A 17,977-nucleotide genomic window follows, 5' to 3' on the forward strand; every position below is an offset into this window, starting at 1 on the left:
GCTAGAATCAATCTACAAATTGCCGCCAAGTATCTTTTACACAAGGTCTTTTATCAACAACTGCGCCAACTGTACGGCGTTCAGTGCGGCGCCTTTGCGTACGTTATCTGACGTCAACCACAGATTTAGTTCCGCCGGGTCATCCACACCCTTACGGACCCGCCCTACATAAATAACATCCTGGCCTACCGCGTCGCCCACTGCGGTGGGATAGTCCCCCTCATCCACGAGCTCTATACCTGGAGCTGTGTCGAGTGCGCGGTTCACGGCGGCGAGATCCACCGCTGCGCCCAATTGCAGAGACACAGTCAGGCTATCGCCAAAAAACACCGGGGCTTGAACGCAAGTTGCGGAAATCTTTAGCAAAGGTAATTCCAGCACTGCACGCAGTTCATGGACCAGGCGTTTTTCCAAGGCTGTATGACCCTGGGCGTCTGGCGCGCCGACTTGCGCCAACACATTGAACGCGACCTGACGATCAAAGAACGTCGGTTCCAGCGGGCGCATGTTCAGCAGCTCAGCGGTTTGACGTGCGAGCTCGCTGACCGCCTCGCGCCCCTGGGCCGACATTGCCAGGTTGGCGGTGACGCTCACGCGTTGGATATCCAACAGGCCACGCAAGGGCGCCAGTACCACCGCCAGGTTGGTCGCCGATGGGCTTGGGCTGCCGAGCTGGAACGGTTTTTTCAGGCCATCAAGCACATGGGCGTTGGCTTCCGGCACCACTTGCGGCGCTTGCGCGGCCGGCAAGGCGCCAGACAAGTCGATCACCGAGCAACCCGCCGCGGTGGCACGCGGGGCGAAACTCAAGGTAACCGCCGGTCCCGCCGCAAAAAAAGCCAGTTGCACTTTGCTGAAGTCGAACTCATCGACTTCCCTCACCCGCACGTTCTTGCCGCGAAACGGCACGGATGCGCCAGCCGAGTTGTTGCCCGCCAGCAAATGCAGGGTGCCCACCGGGAAGCTCAACTCTTCAAGGATCTGCACCAGGGTTTCGCCAACGGTGCCGGTGGCGCCGATTACGGCGATATCAAAGGTCTGGGTCATGGGGGCTGCCTCGGGCATTGCGGGGGAGCGGCACTTTACCGGGTGGTGGGGGGTGAGGCAATTAACCCAGCGTTTGTGGTGTGACTGATGGCCTCTTTGCAAGCAAGCCCCACATTCGACCGAGTTAAATGCAATCAAATGTGGGGCTTGCTCGCGAAGAGGCCCAAAAGCACAACAAAAAAAACCCGCGCCTGTCAACAGAACGCGGGTTTCTCATCTTGCCTCAAGCGATCAACGCTCCAGCAGAATCCGCAGCATACGACGCAACGGCTCAGCCGCACCCCACAGCAGTTGGTCGCCAACGGTGAACGCGCCCAGGTACTGGGTGCCCATGTTCAGCTTGCGCAGACGACCCACCGGCACATTCAGGGTACCCGTGACCTTGTTCGGGCTCAGCTCCTGCATGCTGATATCACGGTTGTTCGGCACAAGCTTGACCCACGGGTTGTGCTGGCTGATCAGCCCTTCGATATCGGCAATCGGCACATCTTTGTTCAGCTTGATGGTCAGCGCCTGGCTGTGGCAGCGCATCGCGCCGATGCGCACGCAGATGCCATCCACCGGGATCGGGCTCTTGAAGCGACCGAGGATCTTGTTGGTCTCGGCCTGGGCCTTCCACTCTTCGCGGCTCTGGCCGTTCGGCAGTTCTTTGTCGATCCATGGGATCAGGCTGCCAGCCAATGGCACGCCGAAGTTCTCGGTCGGGTACGCATCGCTGCGCATGGCTTCGGCCACACGACGGTCGATATCGAGGATCGCGCTGGCCGGGTCCGCCAGTTGATCGGCGACGGCTGCGTGGGTCGCGCCCATTTGCTTGATCAGTTCACGCATGTTCTGCGCGCCGGCACCGGAAGCCGCCTGATAGGTCATGGCGCTCATCCACTCGACCAGGCCGGCTTCAAACAAACCGCCCAGGCCCATCAGCATCAGGCTGACGGTGCAATTGCCACCGATGTAGTTCTTGGTGCCGGCGTCCAGTTGCTGGTCGATGACCTTGCGGTTCACTGGGTCCAGGACGATTACCGCGTCATCCTGCATACGCAGGCTCGAGGCGGCGTCGATCCAGTAGCCCTGCCAGCCGGCTTCGCGCAGCTTGGGGAAGACTTCGCTGGTGTAGTCGCCACCCTGACAGGTCAGAATCACGTCGAGGGTCTTCAGCTCTTCAATGTTGTAGGCGTCTTTGAGCGGGGCAATATCCTTGCCCACGGACGGCCCTTGGCCACCCACGTTCGACGTGGTGAAAAACACCGGCTCAATAAGATCGAAATCCTGCTCTTCCAGCATCCGCTGCATGAGCACGGAACCGACCATACCGCGCCAACCGATCAGACCTACACGTTTCATCGCAACTACACCTTGTTAAAAAGTGGGCCGCCTTGCAGCAACAACTGCAAGCGGGCCCGAGAGATTACAGATTCCGCAGCGCGGCGACTACTGCGTCGCCCATTTCTTGCGTACCGACCTTGGTGCAACCCTGCGACCAGATGTCGCCAGTGCGTAAACCCTGGTCCAGCACCAGGCTCACGGCTTTCTCGATGGCGTCTGCAGCGTCGCTCAGGTTGAAGCTGTAACGCAGCATCATCGACACCGACAGAATCGTCGCCAGCGGGTTGGCAATGCCCTGGCCCGCGATGTCCGGCGCCGAGCCGTGGCAAGGCTCGTACATGCCCTTGTTGTTGGTGTCCAGGGACGCCGATGGCAGCATGCCGATGGAACCGGTGAGCATCGACGCCTGGTCGGACAGAATGTCGCCGAACAGGTTGTCGGTGACGATCACGTCGAACTGCTTCGGCGCGCGCACCAGTTGCATGGCGGCGTTGTCGACGTACATGTGGCTCAGTTCGACGTCCGGGTAGTCCTTGGCCACTTCTTCAACAATTTCGCGCCACAGCTGGCTGGAAGCCAATACGTTGGCTTTATCCACCGAGCAAACCTTTTTGCCGCGCACGCGGGCCATGTCGAAACCGACACGGGCGATACGACGGATTTCGCTCTCGCTGTACGGCAGCGTGTCGTAGGCCTGGCGCTCACCATTCTCCAACTCACGCACGCCGCGTGGCGAGCCAAAATAGATACCGCCGGTCAGCTCACGCACGATTAGGATATCCAAGCCCGCCACCACTTCCGGCTTGAGGCTCGACGCGTCGGCCAGTTGCGGGTAGAGGATCGCCGGGCGCAGGTTGCCGAACAGGCCCAGTTGCGCGCGGATTTTCAGCAGACCGCGCTCAGGGCGGATGTCACGTTCGATCTTGTCCCATTTCGGGCCACCCACGGCGCCGAGCAGTACGGCGTCAGCCGCGCGAGCGCGGTCCAGGGTTTCGTCGGCCAGCGGCACGCCGTGCTTGTCGATGGCCGCACCGCCGATCACGTCGTGGCTCAGTTCAAAGCCCAGGCTGTACTTGCTGTTGGCGAGTTCCAGGACCTTGACCGCTTCGGCCATGATTTCCGGACCAATACCGTCGCCAGGGAGAATCAGAATCTGCTTGCTCATGCGTTCCTCATTTCATCAAGCGACCCGCCCGTGGGCAGGTCGGGGAAAATCAATCAGCGTTCGGCCCAGACCACCAGCACGTCGGTGCTGAAGGTGCCGTCGGCCTGAATTTCGTAGTAATCGCGCACTTCCTGGCCCATCGCCGTTTGCAGCTCGAGGATTGCGGCGCGCAATACCGCTGGCGTGCGCATGCGCTCGACCCACGAGGTGTATTCCAGGCGCAGGCGCTGACGGCTGCTGTTGCGTACGTGCAAACCGGCTTCGCTGAGCTGACGCATCCATTCGGCGGCGGAGTAATCACGCACGTGGCTGGTGTCGCGCAGTACTTCGACGGTTTGCAGGTAAGTGTCCAACAGCGGGCTGCCCGGTGACAAGACGTCCACGAAGGCCGCCACGCCGCCTGGCTTGAGCACCCGGCGTACTTCACGCAGGGCCAGGCCGAGGTCGCTCCAGTGGTGGGCCGAATAGCGGCTGAACACGTAGTCGAACTCGCCGTCGGCGAACGGCAGGCGTTCAGCGGCGCCCTGTACGGTGCGAATGTTGTCCAGGCCGCGGTCTAAAGCTGCGCCGGCGACTACGTCGAGCATCTGTTGGGAGAGGTCGTAGGCCACGACTCCTTTGACCAGCGGCGCCACGTGAAAACTGACATGACCGGCGCCGCAGCCCAAATCCAGCAGTCGCGCACTGCCCTGCCCGGCCAGTTCGGCCTGGAGCAGCGCGAATTCGGTGCCTTGGGCGTGCACGGCACTGCTCAGGTAGGCCGAGGCTTGCTCACCGAATTGTTTTTGCACGACTTGGGTGTGGGCGGTGCGTGTCATGGTGGTTTTCCTTGGGACTTGTGTTGTTTTTACTGCCGCTTTCGCGAGCAAGCCCGCTCCCACATTCGACCGAGTTCCTTCAGTTGAAATGCAGTCAAATGTGGGAGCGGGCTTGCTCGCGAAGGGGCCAGTCCGGCTTACATAGAATCAGGCATCGCGAAACAACCATGGCTGGCTAGCCCGGTGCTTGGCCTCAAACGCGGCAATCGCATCACCGTCCTGCAAGGTCAGGCCGATATCGTCCAGGCCGTTGATCAGGCAGTGCTTACGGAAAGCATCGACTTCAAAGTGATACACCTTGCCGTCCGGACGGCTCACGGTTTGCGCGGCCAGGTCAACCGTCAACTGGTAGCCCACATCGGCTTCCACTTGTTTGAACAGTTCGTCGACTTCTTCATCGGTGAGGATGATCGGCAACAAGCCGTTCTTGAAGCTGTTATTGAAGAAGATGTCGGCATAGCTCGGCGCAATGATGCTGCGAAAGCCATATTCTTCCAGCGCCCACGGCGCGTGTTCACGGCTGGAGCCGCAGCCGAAGTTTTCCCGGGCGAGCAACACGCTGGCGCCTTGGTAACGCTCGGCGTTGAGCACGAAGTCCTTGTTCAGCGGGCGCTTGGAGTTGTCCTGGTAGGCGTAGCCCACGTCCAGGTAGCGCCACTCGTCGAACAGGTTCGGGCCAAAACCGGTGCGCTTGATCGACTTCAAGAACTGCTTGGGGATGATCTGGTCGGTGTCCACGTTGGCACGGTCCAACGGCGCGACTAAACCTGTGTGTTGTGTAAAAGCACGCATCGGGTATTCCTCAGATCAATTCGCGAACGTCGATGAAACGACCGTTGACGGCAGCCGCAGCGGCCATGGCCGGGCTGACCAGGTGGGTGCGCCCACCGGCACCCTGGCGCCCTTCGAAGTTACGGTTGGAGGTGGACGCGCAATGCTCGCCCGACTCCAAACGGTCCGGGTTCATCGCCAGGCACATCGAGCAGCCCGGCTCACGCCACTCAAAGCCGGCCTCGAGGAAGATCTTGTCCAGGCCTTCCGCCTCGGCTTGCGCCTTCACCAGCCCCGAACCTGGCACCACGATGGCTTGCTTGATGGTCGAAGCGACTTTGCGGCCTTTGGCGATCACCGCTGCGGCGCGCAGGTCTTCGATCCGAGAATTGGTGCATGAACCGATGAACACGCGATCCAGTTGAATGTCGGTAATCGCCTGGTTGGCTTTCAGCCCCATGTACTTCAAGGCGCGCTCGATGGAACCGCGCTTGACCAGGTCAACCTCTTTGGCCGGGTCTGGCACGTTCTGATCGACGGCCAGAACCATTTCCGGCGAAGTGCCCCAGCTGACTTGCGGTTTGATCTGGGCAGCGTCGAGCTCAACCACAGTGTCGAACACTGCATCGGCGTCGGACACCAGGTCTTTCCAGGCTTCTACCGCAGCATCCCAATCGGCGCCTGCTGGCGCGAACGGACGGCCTTTTACGTAGTCGACGGTCTTCTCGTCCGCCGCCACCATGCCCACACGGGCACCGGCTTCGATGGACATGTTGCAGATGGTCATGCGGCCTTCGATGGACAGGTCGCGAATCGCACTGCCAGCGAACTCGATGGCATGGCCATTACCGCCGGCGGTGCCAATCTTGCCGATTACCGCCAGCACGATGTCTTTAGCGGTCACGCCGAACGGCAATTTGCCCTCAACGCGCACCAGCATGTTCTTCATCTTTTTGGCGACCAGGCACTGGGTGGCGAACACATGTTCAACCTCAGAAGTACCGATGCCGTGGGCCAAGGCGCCAAACGCGCCATGGGTGGAGGTATGGGAGTCGCCGCAAACCACGGTCATGCCCGGCAAGGTCGCGCCCTGCTCCGGGCCGATCACGTGGACGATGCCTTGACGCACGTCATTCATCTTGAATTCGGTGATGCCATATTCGTCGCAGTAGTCGTCGAGGGTCTGCACCTGCAAACGCGATACGGTGTCGACGATGGCGTCGATGCCGCCCTTGCGCTCAGGGGTGGTCGGTACGTTGTGGTCCGGGGTAGCGATGATCGAGTCGACGCGCCAGGGCTTGCGCCCGGCCAGTCGCAGGCCTTCGAACGCTTGGGGCGAGGTCACTTCATGGATGATGTGACGGTCGATATAGATCAGCGACGAGCCATCGTCGCGCCGTTTCACTTCATGGGAATCCCAAAGCTTGTCGTAAAGCGTTTTGCCGGCCATCAGTCGGTCCTCATCATCGGTGCTTCTATACGCCGGGCTTTTCAATAACCCTTTGGCTTGTGAGGCTGATGGTATGGCGCTACATTAAATAACTCAAATTCATATTTTTTATGCTTTGGATTACCAACTGGAATACCACCATGGACCTGGCCAACCTCAATGCTTTTATCGCCATCGCCGAGACTGGCAGCTTCTCCGGCGCCGGTGAACGCCTGCACCTGACCCAACCCGCCATCAGCAAACGCATTGCCGGCCTGGAGCAACAACTAAAGGTGCGATTGTTCGACCGCCTGGGTCGTGAAGTCGGCCTGACGGAAGCCGGGCGGGCCCTGCTGCCGCGCGCCTATCAGATCCTCAATGTGCTGGACGACACGCGCCGCGCACTCACTAACCTGACCGGCGAAGTCAGCGGTCGCCTGACCCTGGCCACCAGCCACCATATCGGCCTGCACCGCCTGCCGCCTGTGCTACGCACCTTTACCCGGCAATACCCCAATGTGGCGCTGGATATTCAGTTCCTCGATTCGGAAGTGGCCTACGAAGAAATCCTCCACGGCCGCGCCGAAGTGGCAGTAATTACCCTGGCGCCCGATCCGCACAACCTTGTACGTGCCACCCCGGTGTGGGACGACCCACTGGATTTCGTGGTGGCGCCGGAGCACAGCCTGATCAGCAATGACCGCGTCAACCTGGCCGATATCGCCCGCCACCCGGCGGTTTTCCCGGGCGGTAACACCTTTACTCACCATATTGTCAGCCGGCTGTTCGAGGCTCAGGGCCTCACGCCGAACATCGCAATGAGCACTAACTATTTGGAAACTATCAAGATGATGGTGTCGATCGGCCTGGCCTGGAGCGTTTTACCGCGCACCATGCTCGATGAGCAGGTGGCAAGTATCGCTTTGCCGGGCATACAGCTCAGTCGCCAGCTAGGCTATATCGTGCACACCGAAAGGACGCTGTCGAACGCTGCGCGGGCTTTCATGAGCCTATTGGATGCACAGGTCGATCTGCCAGGGGTACCGGCATGACACTGTGCGGCCTCAAGGTCTGAAAGAACCCGCGCTTTCCGCCCATCGAGCCAAGGCCCTTTGATAATGCGCAACCCCGCCGATTCCGTGCCCCCCCTGCCCCGCATCTACGCCCTTGATCCTCAAGAGGCGGAGCAAAGCTGGGACAGTGCCCCGCAGTTGCTGGCAGCGCTCAATGCCGCCCGGCTAGGTGCATGGTGCTGGGAGATCGACAGCGGCAGGATAAGCTGGTCGCGGGGCACTCAGGCGCTGTTCGGCTTTGACCCGCGCCAACCACTGTCCAAGGACCTGGATTATCTCGACCTGCTGGCGCCACAGGATCGCGCCCGAGTGGTGCGGGCCTTTCACGCCGTACTGGCCGGCGAGCCATTCGAGCAAGCCATGCACCACCACATCCAGTGGCCGGACGGCACCCATCACTGGCTGGAAATCAACGGCAGCCTGGCGCCCGATAAAGCCGGTCGGCGCCGCATGATTGGGGTTATCCGCGAGACCACCCGCCAGCGCGAACGCGAGCACGCCCTCAGCCACTCCGAAAAACGCTTTGCCACCTTGTTCCACCTGTGCCCCAACATGGTATTACTGACCCGCCAGTGCGACGGTTTGATCAGCGAAGCCAACCAATATTTCGAAATGCTCTTTGGCTGGCCGCTGGCCGATGCCATTGGCCGCACCACTCCGGAGCTCGGCCTGTGGCGCCGCCCGGAGCAACGTGCGTTGCTGGTCAAGGCCACGCAGCGCAAGGGCCGGCCCATTACCATGGAGGTGCAGTTTTGTGCCAGCAACGGCCAGGTACACGATGGCACCCTCAGCGCACAAAAGGTCGAGTTGGAAGGTGAGGCGTATTTACTCAGCACCTTTCTCGACACCACCGAGCGCAAAAACGCCGAGCAAGCCCTCAAGGACAGCCAGGAACGCCTCGACCTGGCCCTGGATTCTGCGCAACTGGGCACCTGGGACTGGCACATCCCCACCGGCATGCTCTACGGCTCGGCACGCTCCGCCCAATTGCACGGCCTGCCGCCCGAACCGTTCCATGAGTCCTTCGATGCGTTTTTCGAAGGCATGCCCCATGAAGAACGCGACAGCATGCGCGACGCCTACCGCACCCTGCGCGAGGGGCCAGCCGGCAATTATCAACTGACCTACCGCGTGCCCATGGAAGACGGCAGCTCGCGCTACCTTGAAAGCCGTGCCCGCCTGTATCGCGATGACAAAGGCGCGCCGCTGCGGATGGCCGGCACCTTGCTGGACATCACCGACCAGGTGGAGCGCGAACAACGCCTGACCGCCTCCGAAGAAAAATTCGCCAGCCTGTTCCAGGCCAGCCCGGATCCAATCTGCGTGACCTGCCTGAACAGCGGCGCATTTATGGAGATTAACCCTGCCTTTACCCAGACCTTTGGCTGGACCGCCGCTGAGGTGATCGACAAAAGTGCCGAGCAGATCGGCCTGTGGGACGAGTCGAGCAAACGCCTGCAGCGAATCGAGCGGGTAATCCGCGAGCATACGCTGAGCAATGTGGCGATCGTGGCGCATCACAAAAACGGACAAAGCCTGACGTGCGTGATTTCCAGCCGTTTGATCAAGGTCGGCGACCAGCCATGCATCGTCACCACACTGCGGGACATCACTCAGCAACAACGCTCGGAAGCTGCACTCAAGGCCAGCGAGGAAAAGTTCGCCAAGGCCTTCCATTCCAGCCCCGACGCGATTTCCATCACCGAGCGCGACACCGGCCGTTATGTGGAGGTCAATGACGGTTTCTGCCGCCTGACCGGCTATCGCGCCAAGGAAGCCATAGGCCTGACCCTTTACCAAATCGGCATCTGGGCCGATGAAAACCAACGCGCCGCGCTATTGGCCGAATTGCAGATCAAAGGCCGCATCCACCACCTGGAAATGCTCTGGCACAACAAACGCGGCGAGTTGCTGGCGGTGGAGGTCTCGGTGGAGCCCATCACCCTGAATGAAACCCCGTGCCTGCTGCTGACAGCACGGGACGTGAGCCTGCTGAAAAACGCCCAGGCACAGATCCGCCACCTGGCCTACCACGACCCGTTGACCAACCTGCCCAACCGCGCCCTGTTGATGGACCGCCTAAGCCAGCAAATTGCCCTGCTCAAGCGCCACAATTTGCGCGGTGCGCTGCTGTTCCTGGACCTTGACCACTTCAAACACATCAACGACTCCCTCGGCCATCCGGTCGGCGACTCGGTGCTGAAGATCGTCACCGCACGTCTGGAGGCCAGCGTGCGTATGGAAGACACCGTGGCGCGCCTGGGCGGCGATGAGTTCGTGGTGCTGCTCAGTGGCCTGGATGGTTCGCGCATGGAAGTCAGCAATCAGGTGCAAGAACTGGCCGACACCCTGCGCGAATTACTCTCGGAGCCGATGTTCCTCGATGGCCATCGTTTGCAGGTCACGCCGAGTATTGGCGTGGCGCTGATTCCCGACCATGGCACCACGCCGGCGGACTTGCTCAAGCGCGCCGACATCGCCCTGTATCGCGCCAAGGACTCAGGGCGCAACACCACGCAGATGTTCCATAACAGCATGCAAAAAACCGCCAGCGAACGCCTGCGCATGGAGACCGACCTGCGCCTGGCGCTGTCGCGTGGCGAGTTCAGCGTGCATTACCAGCCGCAAGTGGATGCACGCGGCAACAAGATCGTCGGCGCCGAGGCGTTGGTGCGCTGGCAGCACCCGCAACTGGGCGCGCAGTCGCCGTCCGAATTCATCAAGGTACTGGAGGACAGCGGCCTGATCCTTGAAGTCGGTACCTGGATCCTTGATGAAGCCTGCGCGGCCTTTCAACAACTGGTCGCGGAAGGCCTGGTAGACCCGTTGAACTTCAGCCTGTGCGTGAACATCAGCCCTCGGCAGTTCCGCCAGAACGATTTTGTGGAGCGGGTGGAGCGCAGCCTCAAGCAGCACCAATTGCCGTTCAACCTGCTGAAACTGGAAATCACCGAAGGCATTGTGATCCAGAACCTGGACGACACCATCAGCAAAATGCGCCGCCTGAAAAAACTCGGCGTGAGCTTTGCGATGGATGACTTCGGCACCGGTTACTCATCGCTCACTTACCTCAAGCGCCTGCCGGTGGATGCGCTGAAGATCGACCAATCCTTTGTGCGTGACGCCACTCACGACCCTAACGACGCCGAAATCATTCGCGCCATAGTGGCGATGGCTCGCAGCCTGAACCTGGTGGTGATCGCCGAGGGTGTGGAAACCCAGGATCAACTGGCATTCCTGCAGGGCTTGGGTTGCCATTTGTACCAAGGCTATTGGCACAGCCGACCACTGCCGATGATCGGATTCAGGGAGCTGTTGATCGCCGACAAGGGTGGGGTTTAAACCAGTTTCAGTGCGTGCCCGCCCTTTTCCATCCAGCGCGAGTGGTTCAAGTCGCGCTTGGCGCCATATTCATCGACAGCGCCGTCGACAACGACCACGGAATGCCCGAAGTTCGCCAGAGTACCTGGCACGCCTGACGCCAGTTCCTGCACGCTGCTCTGGCGAGTGAAGGCGTACAGGCCCAAGCGGCGCAGCGCGTCGCCAGGCACCTCACCGTCATTCAGTGTTTTGAGGGCGACGTCAAAGCCGGCACCGGCGCGGAATTCGTGGTCTTCCAACTGTGCACGCTTGGCGCTCGCGGCATAAAGGAACACGGCGTCCTCAACCAGGCCTTTATCCGTACCGTAGAAGTTAGCCGCCGCGCGTGCCATTTCCAGCTCGACGTAGGTGAGGCGCACCGTGCAGCCATCGCGCATGGTAACGGTGAAACCGTCCGGCGTTTCGTCGACACGCTTGAAGATCCCCAAAGGGTTTTGCCCGTATTTCATCATCGCCGCCTTGATCGCCGACACCGTGACACAGTTACCTTCCACGCCTTGATAGAAACCGCCCCAGATATCGACTGGCTTGACGCCGACGGGGGGCGCCGGAAATTGCGCTGGCTTTGCGTTGCGCGCTCGGGCAACGTCCGCGGCAAGCTGGTAGCCATAGTCCTTTACGATGGCCTGTTTCTCACCTTCGCGATGCTTGATGCCATCCACTACCAAAGCGCTTGAATAGTTGAAGGCAGGGGTGACGCCAACGCGGGTTGGATCGCGCAGCTTGTCGGGCGGAACAACCCGTAGAAAGCCGGTCAGGCCCATCCCCTTCAAGACATTGTAAGTGTGCTCTCCGCGCAAGGTGCTCAATAACGCTGCCTCGAACTGAGCATTGCGTTCAACCTGCTTGCGCTTGGTAAAGGCGGCCAGCATGAAATTGGCGTCGATGACCATGTGCGCGTCAGGGCCGGTAAACCGCGAGGCTTCGGTAGTGCGCTGCAGTTCCTGTGTTGACAACGTCACTTCAAAACCATCTTTCATGGTGACGCTGTACCCATTCTCCGTGGTCTCGACATTGTTAAACATCTCGGAGGGCGATTGGCCAAACCTGAGCATCATCATCTTGATCACTGCGGCATGGCTGCTCAGGTCGAATACTTCGCCAAACGCTCGCGAGGCCGCAGTGAAACCCTGCAGAACCTCGGCGACCTGGGGGCGAACACTCGTCGTGACCTGTTCAACCTTGGGCACGACGATCGGCGAGACGGGGGCTGGAGCCCTGGGGGGCTTCGGCGCGCTGTCATTAACCAGCGTATACATGTAGGTTCGATCGGGAGAACTCTGCCTGCCGAAGCGCTGCACCTTGCCGGCGTAAATCAGCGCTGAACCAGCGTCATAACTGTCTACCACCCCTTTCCCCCCTTCACCGACAACCGCTGCAGTGGGTAGGTATTGGAAATGACCGGACAAGCCCATGCCTTTGAGCATGTTAAAGGTCGTTTCACCTTGCAGAGATTGAGTCAGCACCGAGGTAAAACTTGGCAAATCAGCGGCGCTGCCACTGCCCAGCTGTTTGCGTTTAATGAACACCGCCAGAGCGAAATTTGCACTGCCCAGTACCACGTTGTCCTGACCCGTAAAACGCGATGCGCCCCCTGCCCGTTGCAACTCCTGCCGGGAAAGATGCAGCCTGTAACCATCTTTCATGGTCACCTCATAACCATCGCCATTGCTCCGCACATTGCTGAACATATCGCCAGGGCGCTCTCCAAATGTGAGCATCATCAGTTTGATGACGGCGCTGTGCGAACTCGCATTGTAATGCTCGCCGAAACCACGCTCAGGGGCATCAAATGCAGTGAGGAGAGAAGTGTCTTTTTCCGGGTGCTTCGATAACTGCAACGCTATAGGATGTGAGCGAGCAGAAGATCCAATTGCGAACGTACTCATATCGTTCACTCTTAAATGAAATAGTTGGACGCGGCCGCGATAGGAAACGATTAAACTTCATAGCCCAATCAGCGTAATGCTATGGCTTGACCATCGCGCGGCCTGCCCCCCCTATTACCCCACAACTCTTCATGCCCGCCGATGACCGCAACCGAATGTGTGTCCGTATTCACCATGCCCAACTGCCCGCTTGCCAACTCACTGACCGAGGCCTTTTTCAAATAATTGCCCAGGCCCAAGCGCTTGAGTGCCTCACCGGTTTCTTTCTCGTCTTCACCATCATTAAGGCTACTTATTGCCGCCCTGAAGCTTGCACCCGCCTTGCCATCATTGTTCTCCTCCTGTGCTCGTTTGGCGCTTACTGCAAACAGGAAGTTGGCGTCCTTGAGCATCCCAATATCCCGCCCCGTAAATTTGGCACCGCGGGCAGCCTGCGACAATTCCTGATCGGATAAACGGAGGTGGTAACCGTCACGCAGCGTCACGCTATATCCCTTCGCCGTCTTCTCGACCTTGGCAAAGATGCTTTTTGGACTTTGGCCAAACCTGGCCATTGCCACCTTTATCGCTGCAACGGTGACGCAGTTACCCTCATCGCTCTGTCGAAAACCACGCCAGATATCATCCGCCTTAACTCCAATTGTCTTCTTGGAAAGACCTGAACGTTCATCAACCTCCGCGCTCTGCGATGGCCGAAAAGGAAACAACGTGGCGCTGAAGGGGACACGGGGTACAGCGGCGGGCATAACAAGGAGCCGTCCGGCCGCTCTGCCACTTATACCGTTAAATGGGTATGCCGTTGTAATGAAGGATGCCGCCTGATTATCCCCGCGCCTGACAGCCGGGCAATCCACCCAACCCTCGCGATAACCCGTGTTCTTTTTTCCAGTTGCCAGCGCAGACACATCAGTCGAATCAACACTAGGCTGAAGTGTTTGCCAAGGTGTCTGACTGACGCCCCTGGATATAATCGAATCTACTACGTAGTGCTCATCCCTGAGTCCTGTCACCCTAGTATTGAATACTGAAAACATGGACCCCTACCTTGTACAGGACTCCCCAACTGCACTCGCAATCGGGGAGTATTGATCAGCAATTAGCTCTTGAAGATGACAATGGCCGCATCAAAAATTCATGCTGGATACTGCCGCTTGTCAGCCGTTGTCATAATACGCGCTGATTGACGGCGCCGAGACGCTGATGGATAGGGTGTCCAGCACCTGGAGCCGGAGATGTAATTCCGGTGCGGACCTTGGACTCCTGATCTTTCTGGATCTCAATCTTTGGCTTAATACCGACCTTAATCTCATCGTCTGTTTTACCACCCGTCTTCACCTTTGCGACTGGCGTACCGCCGGTCGTCACCTTTGCACTTGTTTCAGCAACGGGTTTCGCCTCTGCACTGATCTTGGTAGCGGTCTTAGCCTCGATTGCTGGCGGCGTGCTGCTGCTTACGCCCACGTTTGGCTCATCGACAATCAATCGCGGCTTCAGCGACGAACGCGGGCCTGACCAATCCTCCGAACTTACCCTTACCTGAATACCGGCAGCCAAACTAATCTTAAAATGCTTACCTTTATCTGGCGTCAGGCTCACCTGCGTGCTGCCATCAGGCAAGACCGTGACCTTAGCATCACCCTCGGCCCCGACTTTTACCGGTGCACCTTTCTCACCATTCGGCAGCGTCGATTCGGTGGCATTTCCTTTCAAACCAATCTGCACGCTACCGTCGGTGCCGACCTTCACCTGCGCACCTTTCTCACCCGTTGGCCGCTTCGATTCAGTACCGTTGCCTTTCACGCCAACCTGCACGCTACCGTCGGTGCCGACCTTCACCTGCGCACCTTTCTCACCATTCACCGGCGTCGCCTGTTTGCCATTGCCTTTCACGCCAATTTGCACGCCAGTGCCAACGTCAACTGGCAACTTGGCGCTAAACCCCCTACCCGATAACACGCTGCGCATTGCTTTGAAGACGAGTTCAAACATTTCAAACAATTTTTCCAAAGCATCGGCATTAACCGTAATGTCCTTGGCGGCCTCTTTAGGAGAGTCGTTGCGCGGAAGCGCGTTACTTCTTGAACTAAGGCCTGCCAGCGAACCACTGGCCTTTTCTATGTCCTTCAAGGTGTCCGCTGTGGGCGAGTTTGCCGTATGGAGCGCTGGTTTAAAAGCCGAAACATTATTCATCGGTATATTGGACATCTGCTTAATCTCACCTTTAGTTTTGCGCCGCCCTAAAACAACTTACTAACATCGGCAGCAATAGAATAGAACCGGAAGCAACCGTCATCACTTCACAGTCCTTACTTTCGTGGGGCGCAGAGCTATCGAGTTCCAAAAACCCATCTTCACATAAGGAAACCAAAATGGAAAATCAGACTTCGCCTCATAGACCATCAAGAAAATCAAAGCCTCGACCCTATGCACCACCCACAGCACAGATACACAAGGTAATAAACAGCCCCAACCTTAAACTAATGAAATCATTAAGCCAGAACAACTTTAGTCCATTCATGTTAGTTCGTACACACGCGCACAAACCAAACAACGTGCCCCCCCCCGGAGAAAACCCAATGCAACAAAAACACAAACACCGACCACTTGCCCAGTTATCACCTCATGTAAAAAATAAACGTCAACATGCCAATGCCCCGCTCCAAGAAAGCACCGTTAAACCATTTAAAAAAAAGAGCGCCGATGGCGCCCCTCTTGAGGTGTTTTAAAGCAGTATCAATATAAACTTAATCTTTCAGAACGGGTGCCATCCCAAGCAAGAGACCCACCTTGTCCAGCTCGGTCTCGCGGCGCATCGCATTGAACAATTCCACCGCCTCCGGGTAATTACGCGTCAGCATCGCCAACCATTGTTTCAAACGCCCAGGCGCCTGACGCTCGGTCAGTTGCACCACCGACTGGGTCCAGAAGTCCTGGAGCATCGGCTGCATGTCTGCCCAGGTCATCTCAACCACTTCCTCGCCCGCCCGCGCCGCGGCGATCTGCCGCGCCAGGTCCGGCCGTGCCACCAGGCCACGGCCCAGCATGATGTCTTCGGCACCGCTGACTTCGCGACAGCGCTTCCAGTCTTCGACGCTCCAGATATCACCATTGGCGAATACCGGCACCTTGACCACATCCTGTACCCGCGGGATCCATTCCCAATGGGCCGGCGGCTTATAGCCATCGGTCTTGGTGCGCGCATGCACGACGATATGCGCCGCGCCGCCTTCGGCCAAGGCGGTGGCGCAGACCAGGGCGCCGTCCGGGCTATCGAAACCCAAGCGCATCTTGGCGGTCACCGGGATGTGGGCCGGTACAGCGCGCCGGACGTGCTCGACGATCCGGTTGAGCAGCTCCGGCTCCTTGAGCAGCACCGCGCCGCCACGGGACTTGTTGACGGTCTTGGCCGGGCAACCGAAGTTCAGGTCGATCACTTGCGCACCGAGCTCATAGGCGAGGGCGGCGTTTTCTGCCAGGCACACCGGGTCGGAGCCCAGCAATTGCACACGCAGCGGTACGCCCGCGGCGGTGTGGGCACCGTGCAGCAGTTCCGGGGCGAGCTTGTGGAAATACGCAGGGGTGAGCAGGCGGTCATTGACGCGGATGAACTCGGTCACACACCAGTCAATACCGCCGACGCGGGTCAGCACGTCCCGCAGGATGTTGTCGACCAACCCCTCCATGGGCGCCAAAGCAATTTGCATGGAAAACACTCAACAAAAATCGTGGCGCAGTTTACTGGGTTTCCCTCAGCAACCGTTAACCCCCTGTCAGGGCGGGGCCATAACCGTCGAGAAACGCCGCTGGCATGCGCTTGGGCTTGCCAGTGGAGAGCTCAATGCAGACAAAGGTAGTGTGTGCGCGTAGCAAGGTGACGCCGTCACGCGGGCGTACCAGTTGGAAGCGCCGGGTCATCTTCAGGCGCTGGTCCCAGTCGACGATCCAGGTGGCCAGTTGCAGCTCATCGCCTTCGTAGCCTGCGGCCAGGTAGTCGATCTCGTGCCGCACCACGGCCATGGCGCGGTCCAGTCGACGATATTCGGTCAGGTCAAGCCCCAGGCGCTGGGAATGGCGCCAGGCGCAGCGCTCCAGCCAAGACACATACACCGCGTTATTGGCGTGCCCCAGGCCGTCGATGTCTTCAGCGGCGACCTGCAGATCGATGATAAACGGCGCTACCAAATCCCAGCCCATGCCTTGCTCCAGTTGATTAATGTCGGCGGGAGGAGTGTATCAGGCGCTTTGCCGCTCCTGTAGACAGCGGCCGGCCAGCAATGCCAGCACACCGTCGATCACCCGTGGATCGGCGAGCACTTTCTGGTGACCGCCCTGCTCCAGGCGCAGCAGGCGGCTGTCGAACCAGGCTTCGTGAATGGCTTGCGACGCCTTGACCGGGACGAACGTATCGTCTTCGGCGTGCACGATCAGGCCGGGGATATTCATCTGGTAGTGGGCCACATCCAAGTGTTTGAGCGGCATGCCGAACGTCAACTCGACTTCCTGGATAAACGCCGACCGTGCCCGCGCTGGCAAACCGACCCTCCTGGTAAAGTCGCGTAGCGCATCCAGAAAGCGTGACGGCGCGGCAATACTCACCAACGCCTCGGTACGCAAGCCTAACTGCACTGCCAGCATCGCACTGGCACCGCCCATTGAATGGCCGATCACGGCATGCAGCGGCGGCAACTCCGCCGCCGCCTCAAGCATGGCCCGAGCAAAGAGCAGCACATGGGCTTCGCGCCCCGGCGAACGGCCATGGGCGGGACCGTCCAGGGCAATCACCGAATAACCATTGTCGACCAACGCACTGATCAGGCTCGCGAACTGGGTGGGCCGCCCTTCCCAGCCGTGCATCAACAGCAGCGCAGGCCCCTGCCCCCAACGCAAGGCAGACAAACCGAAACGCAAGGTGATGCGCTCCGACTGCGCCAACAGCGGCAGCTCCCAATCGCGCGGCGGTAGATGGCGCGGCGTCATGAAGGCACGACGCATCTTGTTGGCCACCATTTGCGGAGCCAGGTGCCCCAACGTACCGTTGAAGCGACGAATCCAGGTTAGCGTGCCCATCATGAGAGCCC

At 59.3% G+C, this 17,977-nt stretch carries 15 protein-coding genes; 3 read left to right on the top strand and 12 right to left on the bottom strand.

All coding sequences use genetic code 11. From position 1 onward, the window contains the following. Window positions 1–36: 36 nt before the first annotated feature. The 6 genes from AACY52_RS06645 to leuC all read right to left on the bottom strand — a co-directional run bounded on the left by AACY52_RS06645 (window position 37) and on the right by leuC (window position 6,577). The gene (locus AACY52_RS06645) at window positions 37–1,047 is read right to left on the bottom strand and encodes an aspartate-semialdehyde dehydrogenase (protein WP_339420605.1); all 1,011 of its coding nucleotides are present in this window, start codon (window positions 1,045–1,047) and stop codon (window positions 37–39) included. A 231-nt stretch (window positions 1,048–1,278) separates the two neighbouring features. Beyond that, the gene (gene asd, locus AACY52_RS06650) at window positions 1,279–2,391 is read right to left on the bottom strand and encodes an aspartate-semialdehyde dehydrogenase (protein ID WP_339420604.1); all 1,113 of its coding nucleotides are present in this window, start codon (window positions 2,389–2,391) and stop codon (window positions 1,279–1,281) included. 64 nt (window positions 2,392–2,455) lie between these two features. Then, a complete protein-coding gene (gene leuB, locus AACY52_RS06655) occupies window positions 2,456–3,538 on the bottom strand; it encodes a 3-isopropylmalate dehydrogenase (protein WP_017530190.1) in 1,083 nt (360 codons plus the stop codon). Between the two features lie 53 nt (window positions 3,539–3,591). Beyond that, window positions 3,592–4,356 (bottom strand): class I SAM-dependent methyltransferase, encoded by a 765-nt coding sequence (locus tag AACY52_RS06660; protein WP_339439312.1) that lies wholly within the window; start codon window positions 4,354–4,356, stop codon window positions 3,592–3,594. A 147-nt stretch (window positions 4,357–4,503) separates the two neighbouring features. Next, on the bottom strand, window positions 4,504–5,148 hold the full coding sequence (leuD, locus tag AACY52_RS06665; RefSeq protein ID WP_339439311.1) for a 3-isopropylmalate dehydratase small subunit: 645 nt from the start codon (window positions 5,146–5,148) through the stop codon (window positions 4,504–4,506). Between the two features lie 10 nt (window positions 5,149–5,158). Next, window positions 5,159–6,577: a 3-isopropylmalate dehydratase large subunit gene (leuC, locus tag AACY52_RS06670; protein ID WP_339420602.1), complete on the bottom strand. Its 1,419-nt coding sequence runs from the start codon at window positions 6,575–6,577 to the stop codon at window positions 5,159–5,161. A 140-nt stretch (window positions 6,578–6,717) separates the two neighbouring features. Between leuC and AACY52_RS06675 the strand changes: the two genes are divergently transcribed. Together AACY52_RS06675 and AACY52_RS06680 are read left to right on the top strand one after the other, a co-directional pair. Beyond that, window positions 6,718–7,608, top strand: a complete 891-nt coding sequence (locus AACY52_RS06675) for a LysR family transcriptional regulator (protein WP_339437354.1) — start codon at window positions 6,718–6,720, stop codon at window positions 7,606–7,608. A 66-nt stretch (window positions 7,609–7,674) separates the two neighbouring features. Beyond that, entirely contained in the window at window positions 7,675–10,971 is a 3,297-nt protein-coding gene (locus AACY52_RS06680) for an EAL domain-containing protein (protein WP_339560363.1), read from the top strand. Here AACY52_RS06680 and AACY52_RS06685 read toward each other — a convergent pair. From AACY52_RS06685 to AACY52_RS06695, 3 genes are all read right to left on the bottom strand, one after another. Further along, a complete protein-coding gene (locus tag AACY52_RS06685) occupies window positions 10,968–12,899 on the bottom strand; it encodes a hypothetical protein (RefSeq protein ID WP_339437356.1) in 1,932 nt (643 codons plus the stop codon). The genes AACY52_RS06680 and AACY52_RS06685 overlap by 4 nt on opposite strands. A gap of 68 nt (window positions 12,900–12,967) precedes the next feature. Beyond that, on the bottom strand, window positions 12,968–13,645 hold the full coding sequence (locus AACY52_RS06690; RefSeq protein ID WP_339427457.1) for a hypothetical protein: 678 nt from the start codon (window positions 13,643–13,645) through the stop codon (window positions 12,968–12,970). Between the two features lie 418 nt (window positions 13,646–14,063). Next, window positions 14,064–15,104, bottom strand: a complete 1,041-nt coding sequence (locus tag AACY52_RS06695) for a hypothetical protein (RefSeq protein ID WP_339560364.1) — start codon at window positions 15,102–15,104, stop codon at window positions 14,064–14,066. 164 nt (window positions 15,105–15,268) lie between these two features. On the opposite strand from AACY52_RS06695, the gene AACY52_RS06700 reads away from it, so the two are divergent. After that, window positions 15,269–15,625 carry a hypothetical protein gene (locus AACY52_RS06700; protein WP_339456968.1) on the top strand — a complete coding sequence of 119 codons (357 nt, stop codon included), beginning with the start codon at window positions 15,269–15,271 and terminating at the stop codon, window positions 15,623–15,625. Between the two features lie 18 nt (window positions 15,626–15,643). Here AACY52_RS06700 and AACY52_RS06705 read toward each other — a convergent pair whose 3' ends face one another. Genes AACY52_RS06705 through AACY52_RS06715 form a run of 3 tightly spaced genes read right to left on the bottom strand, consistent with a single transcriptional unit; the run spans window position 15,644 to window position 17,966 of the window. Then, window positions 15,644–16,603: a tRNA-dihydrouridine synthase family protein gene (locus tag AACY52_RS06705; protein WP_339560365.1), complete on the bottom strand. Its 960-nt coding sequence runs from the start codon at window positions 16,601–16,603 to the stop codon at window positions 15,644–15,646. A 55-nt stretch (window positions 16,604–16,658) separates the two neighbouring features. Beyond that, window positions 16,659–17,093 carry a thioesterase family protein gene (locus AACY52_RS06710; RefSeq protein ID WP_339416350.1) on the bottom strand — a complete coding sequence of 145 codons (435 nt, stop codon included), beginning with the start codon at window positions 17,091–17,093 and terminating at the stop codon, window positions 16,659–16,661. A gap of 39 nt (window positions 17,094–17,132) precedes the next feature. Beyond that, a complete protein-coding gene (locus AACY52_RS06715; RefSeq protein WP_339560393.1) occupies window positions 17,133–17,966 on the bottom strand; it encodes an alpha/beta fold hydrolase in 834 nt (277 codons plus the stop codon). Window positions 17,967–17,977: the final 11 nt, after the last annotated feature.

Source organism: Pseudomonas sp. EA_65y_Pfl1_P113 (assembly GCF_963970525.1).
GTDB lineage: Bacteria > Pseudomonadota > Gammaproteobacteria > Pseudomonadales > Pseudomonadaceae > Aquipseudomonas > Aquipseudomonas tritici.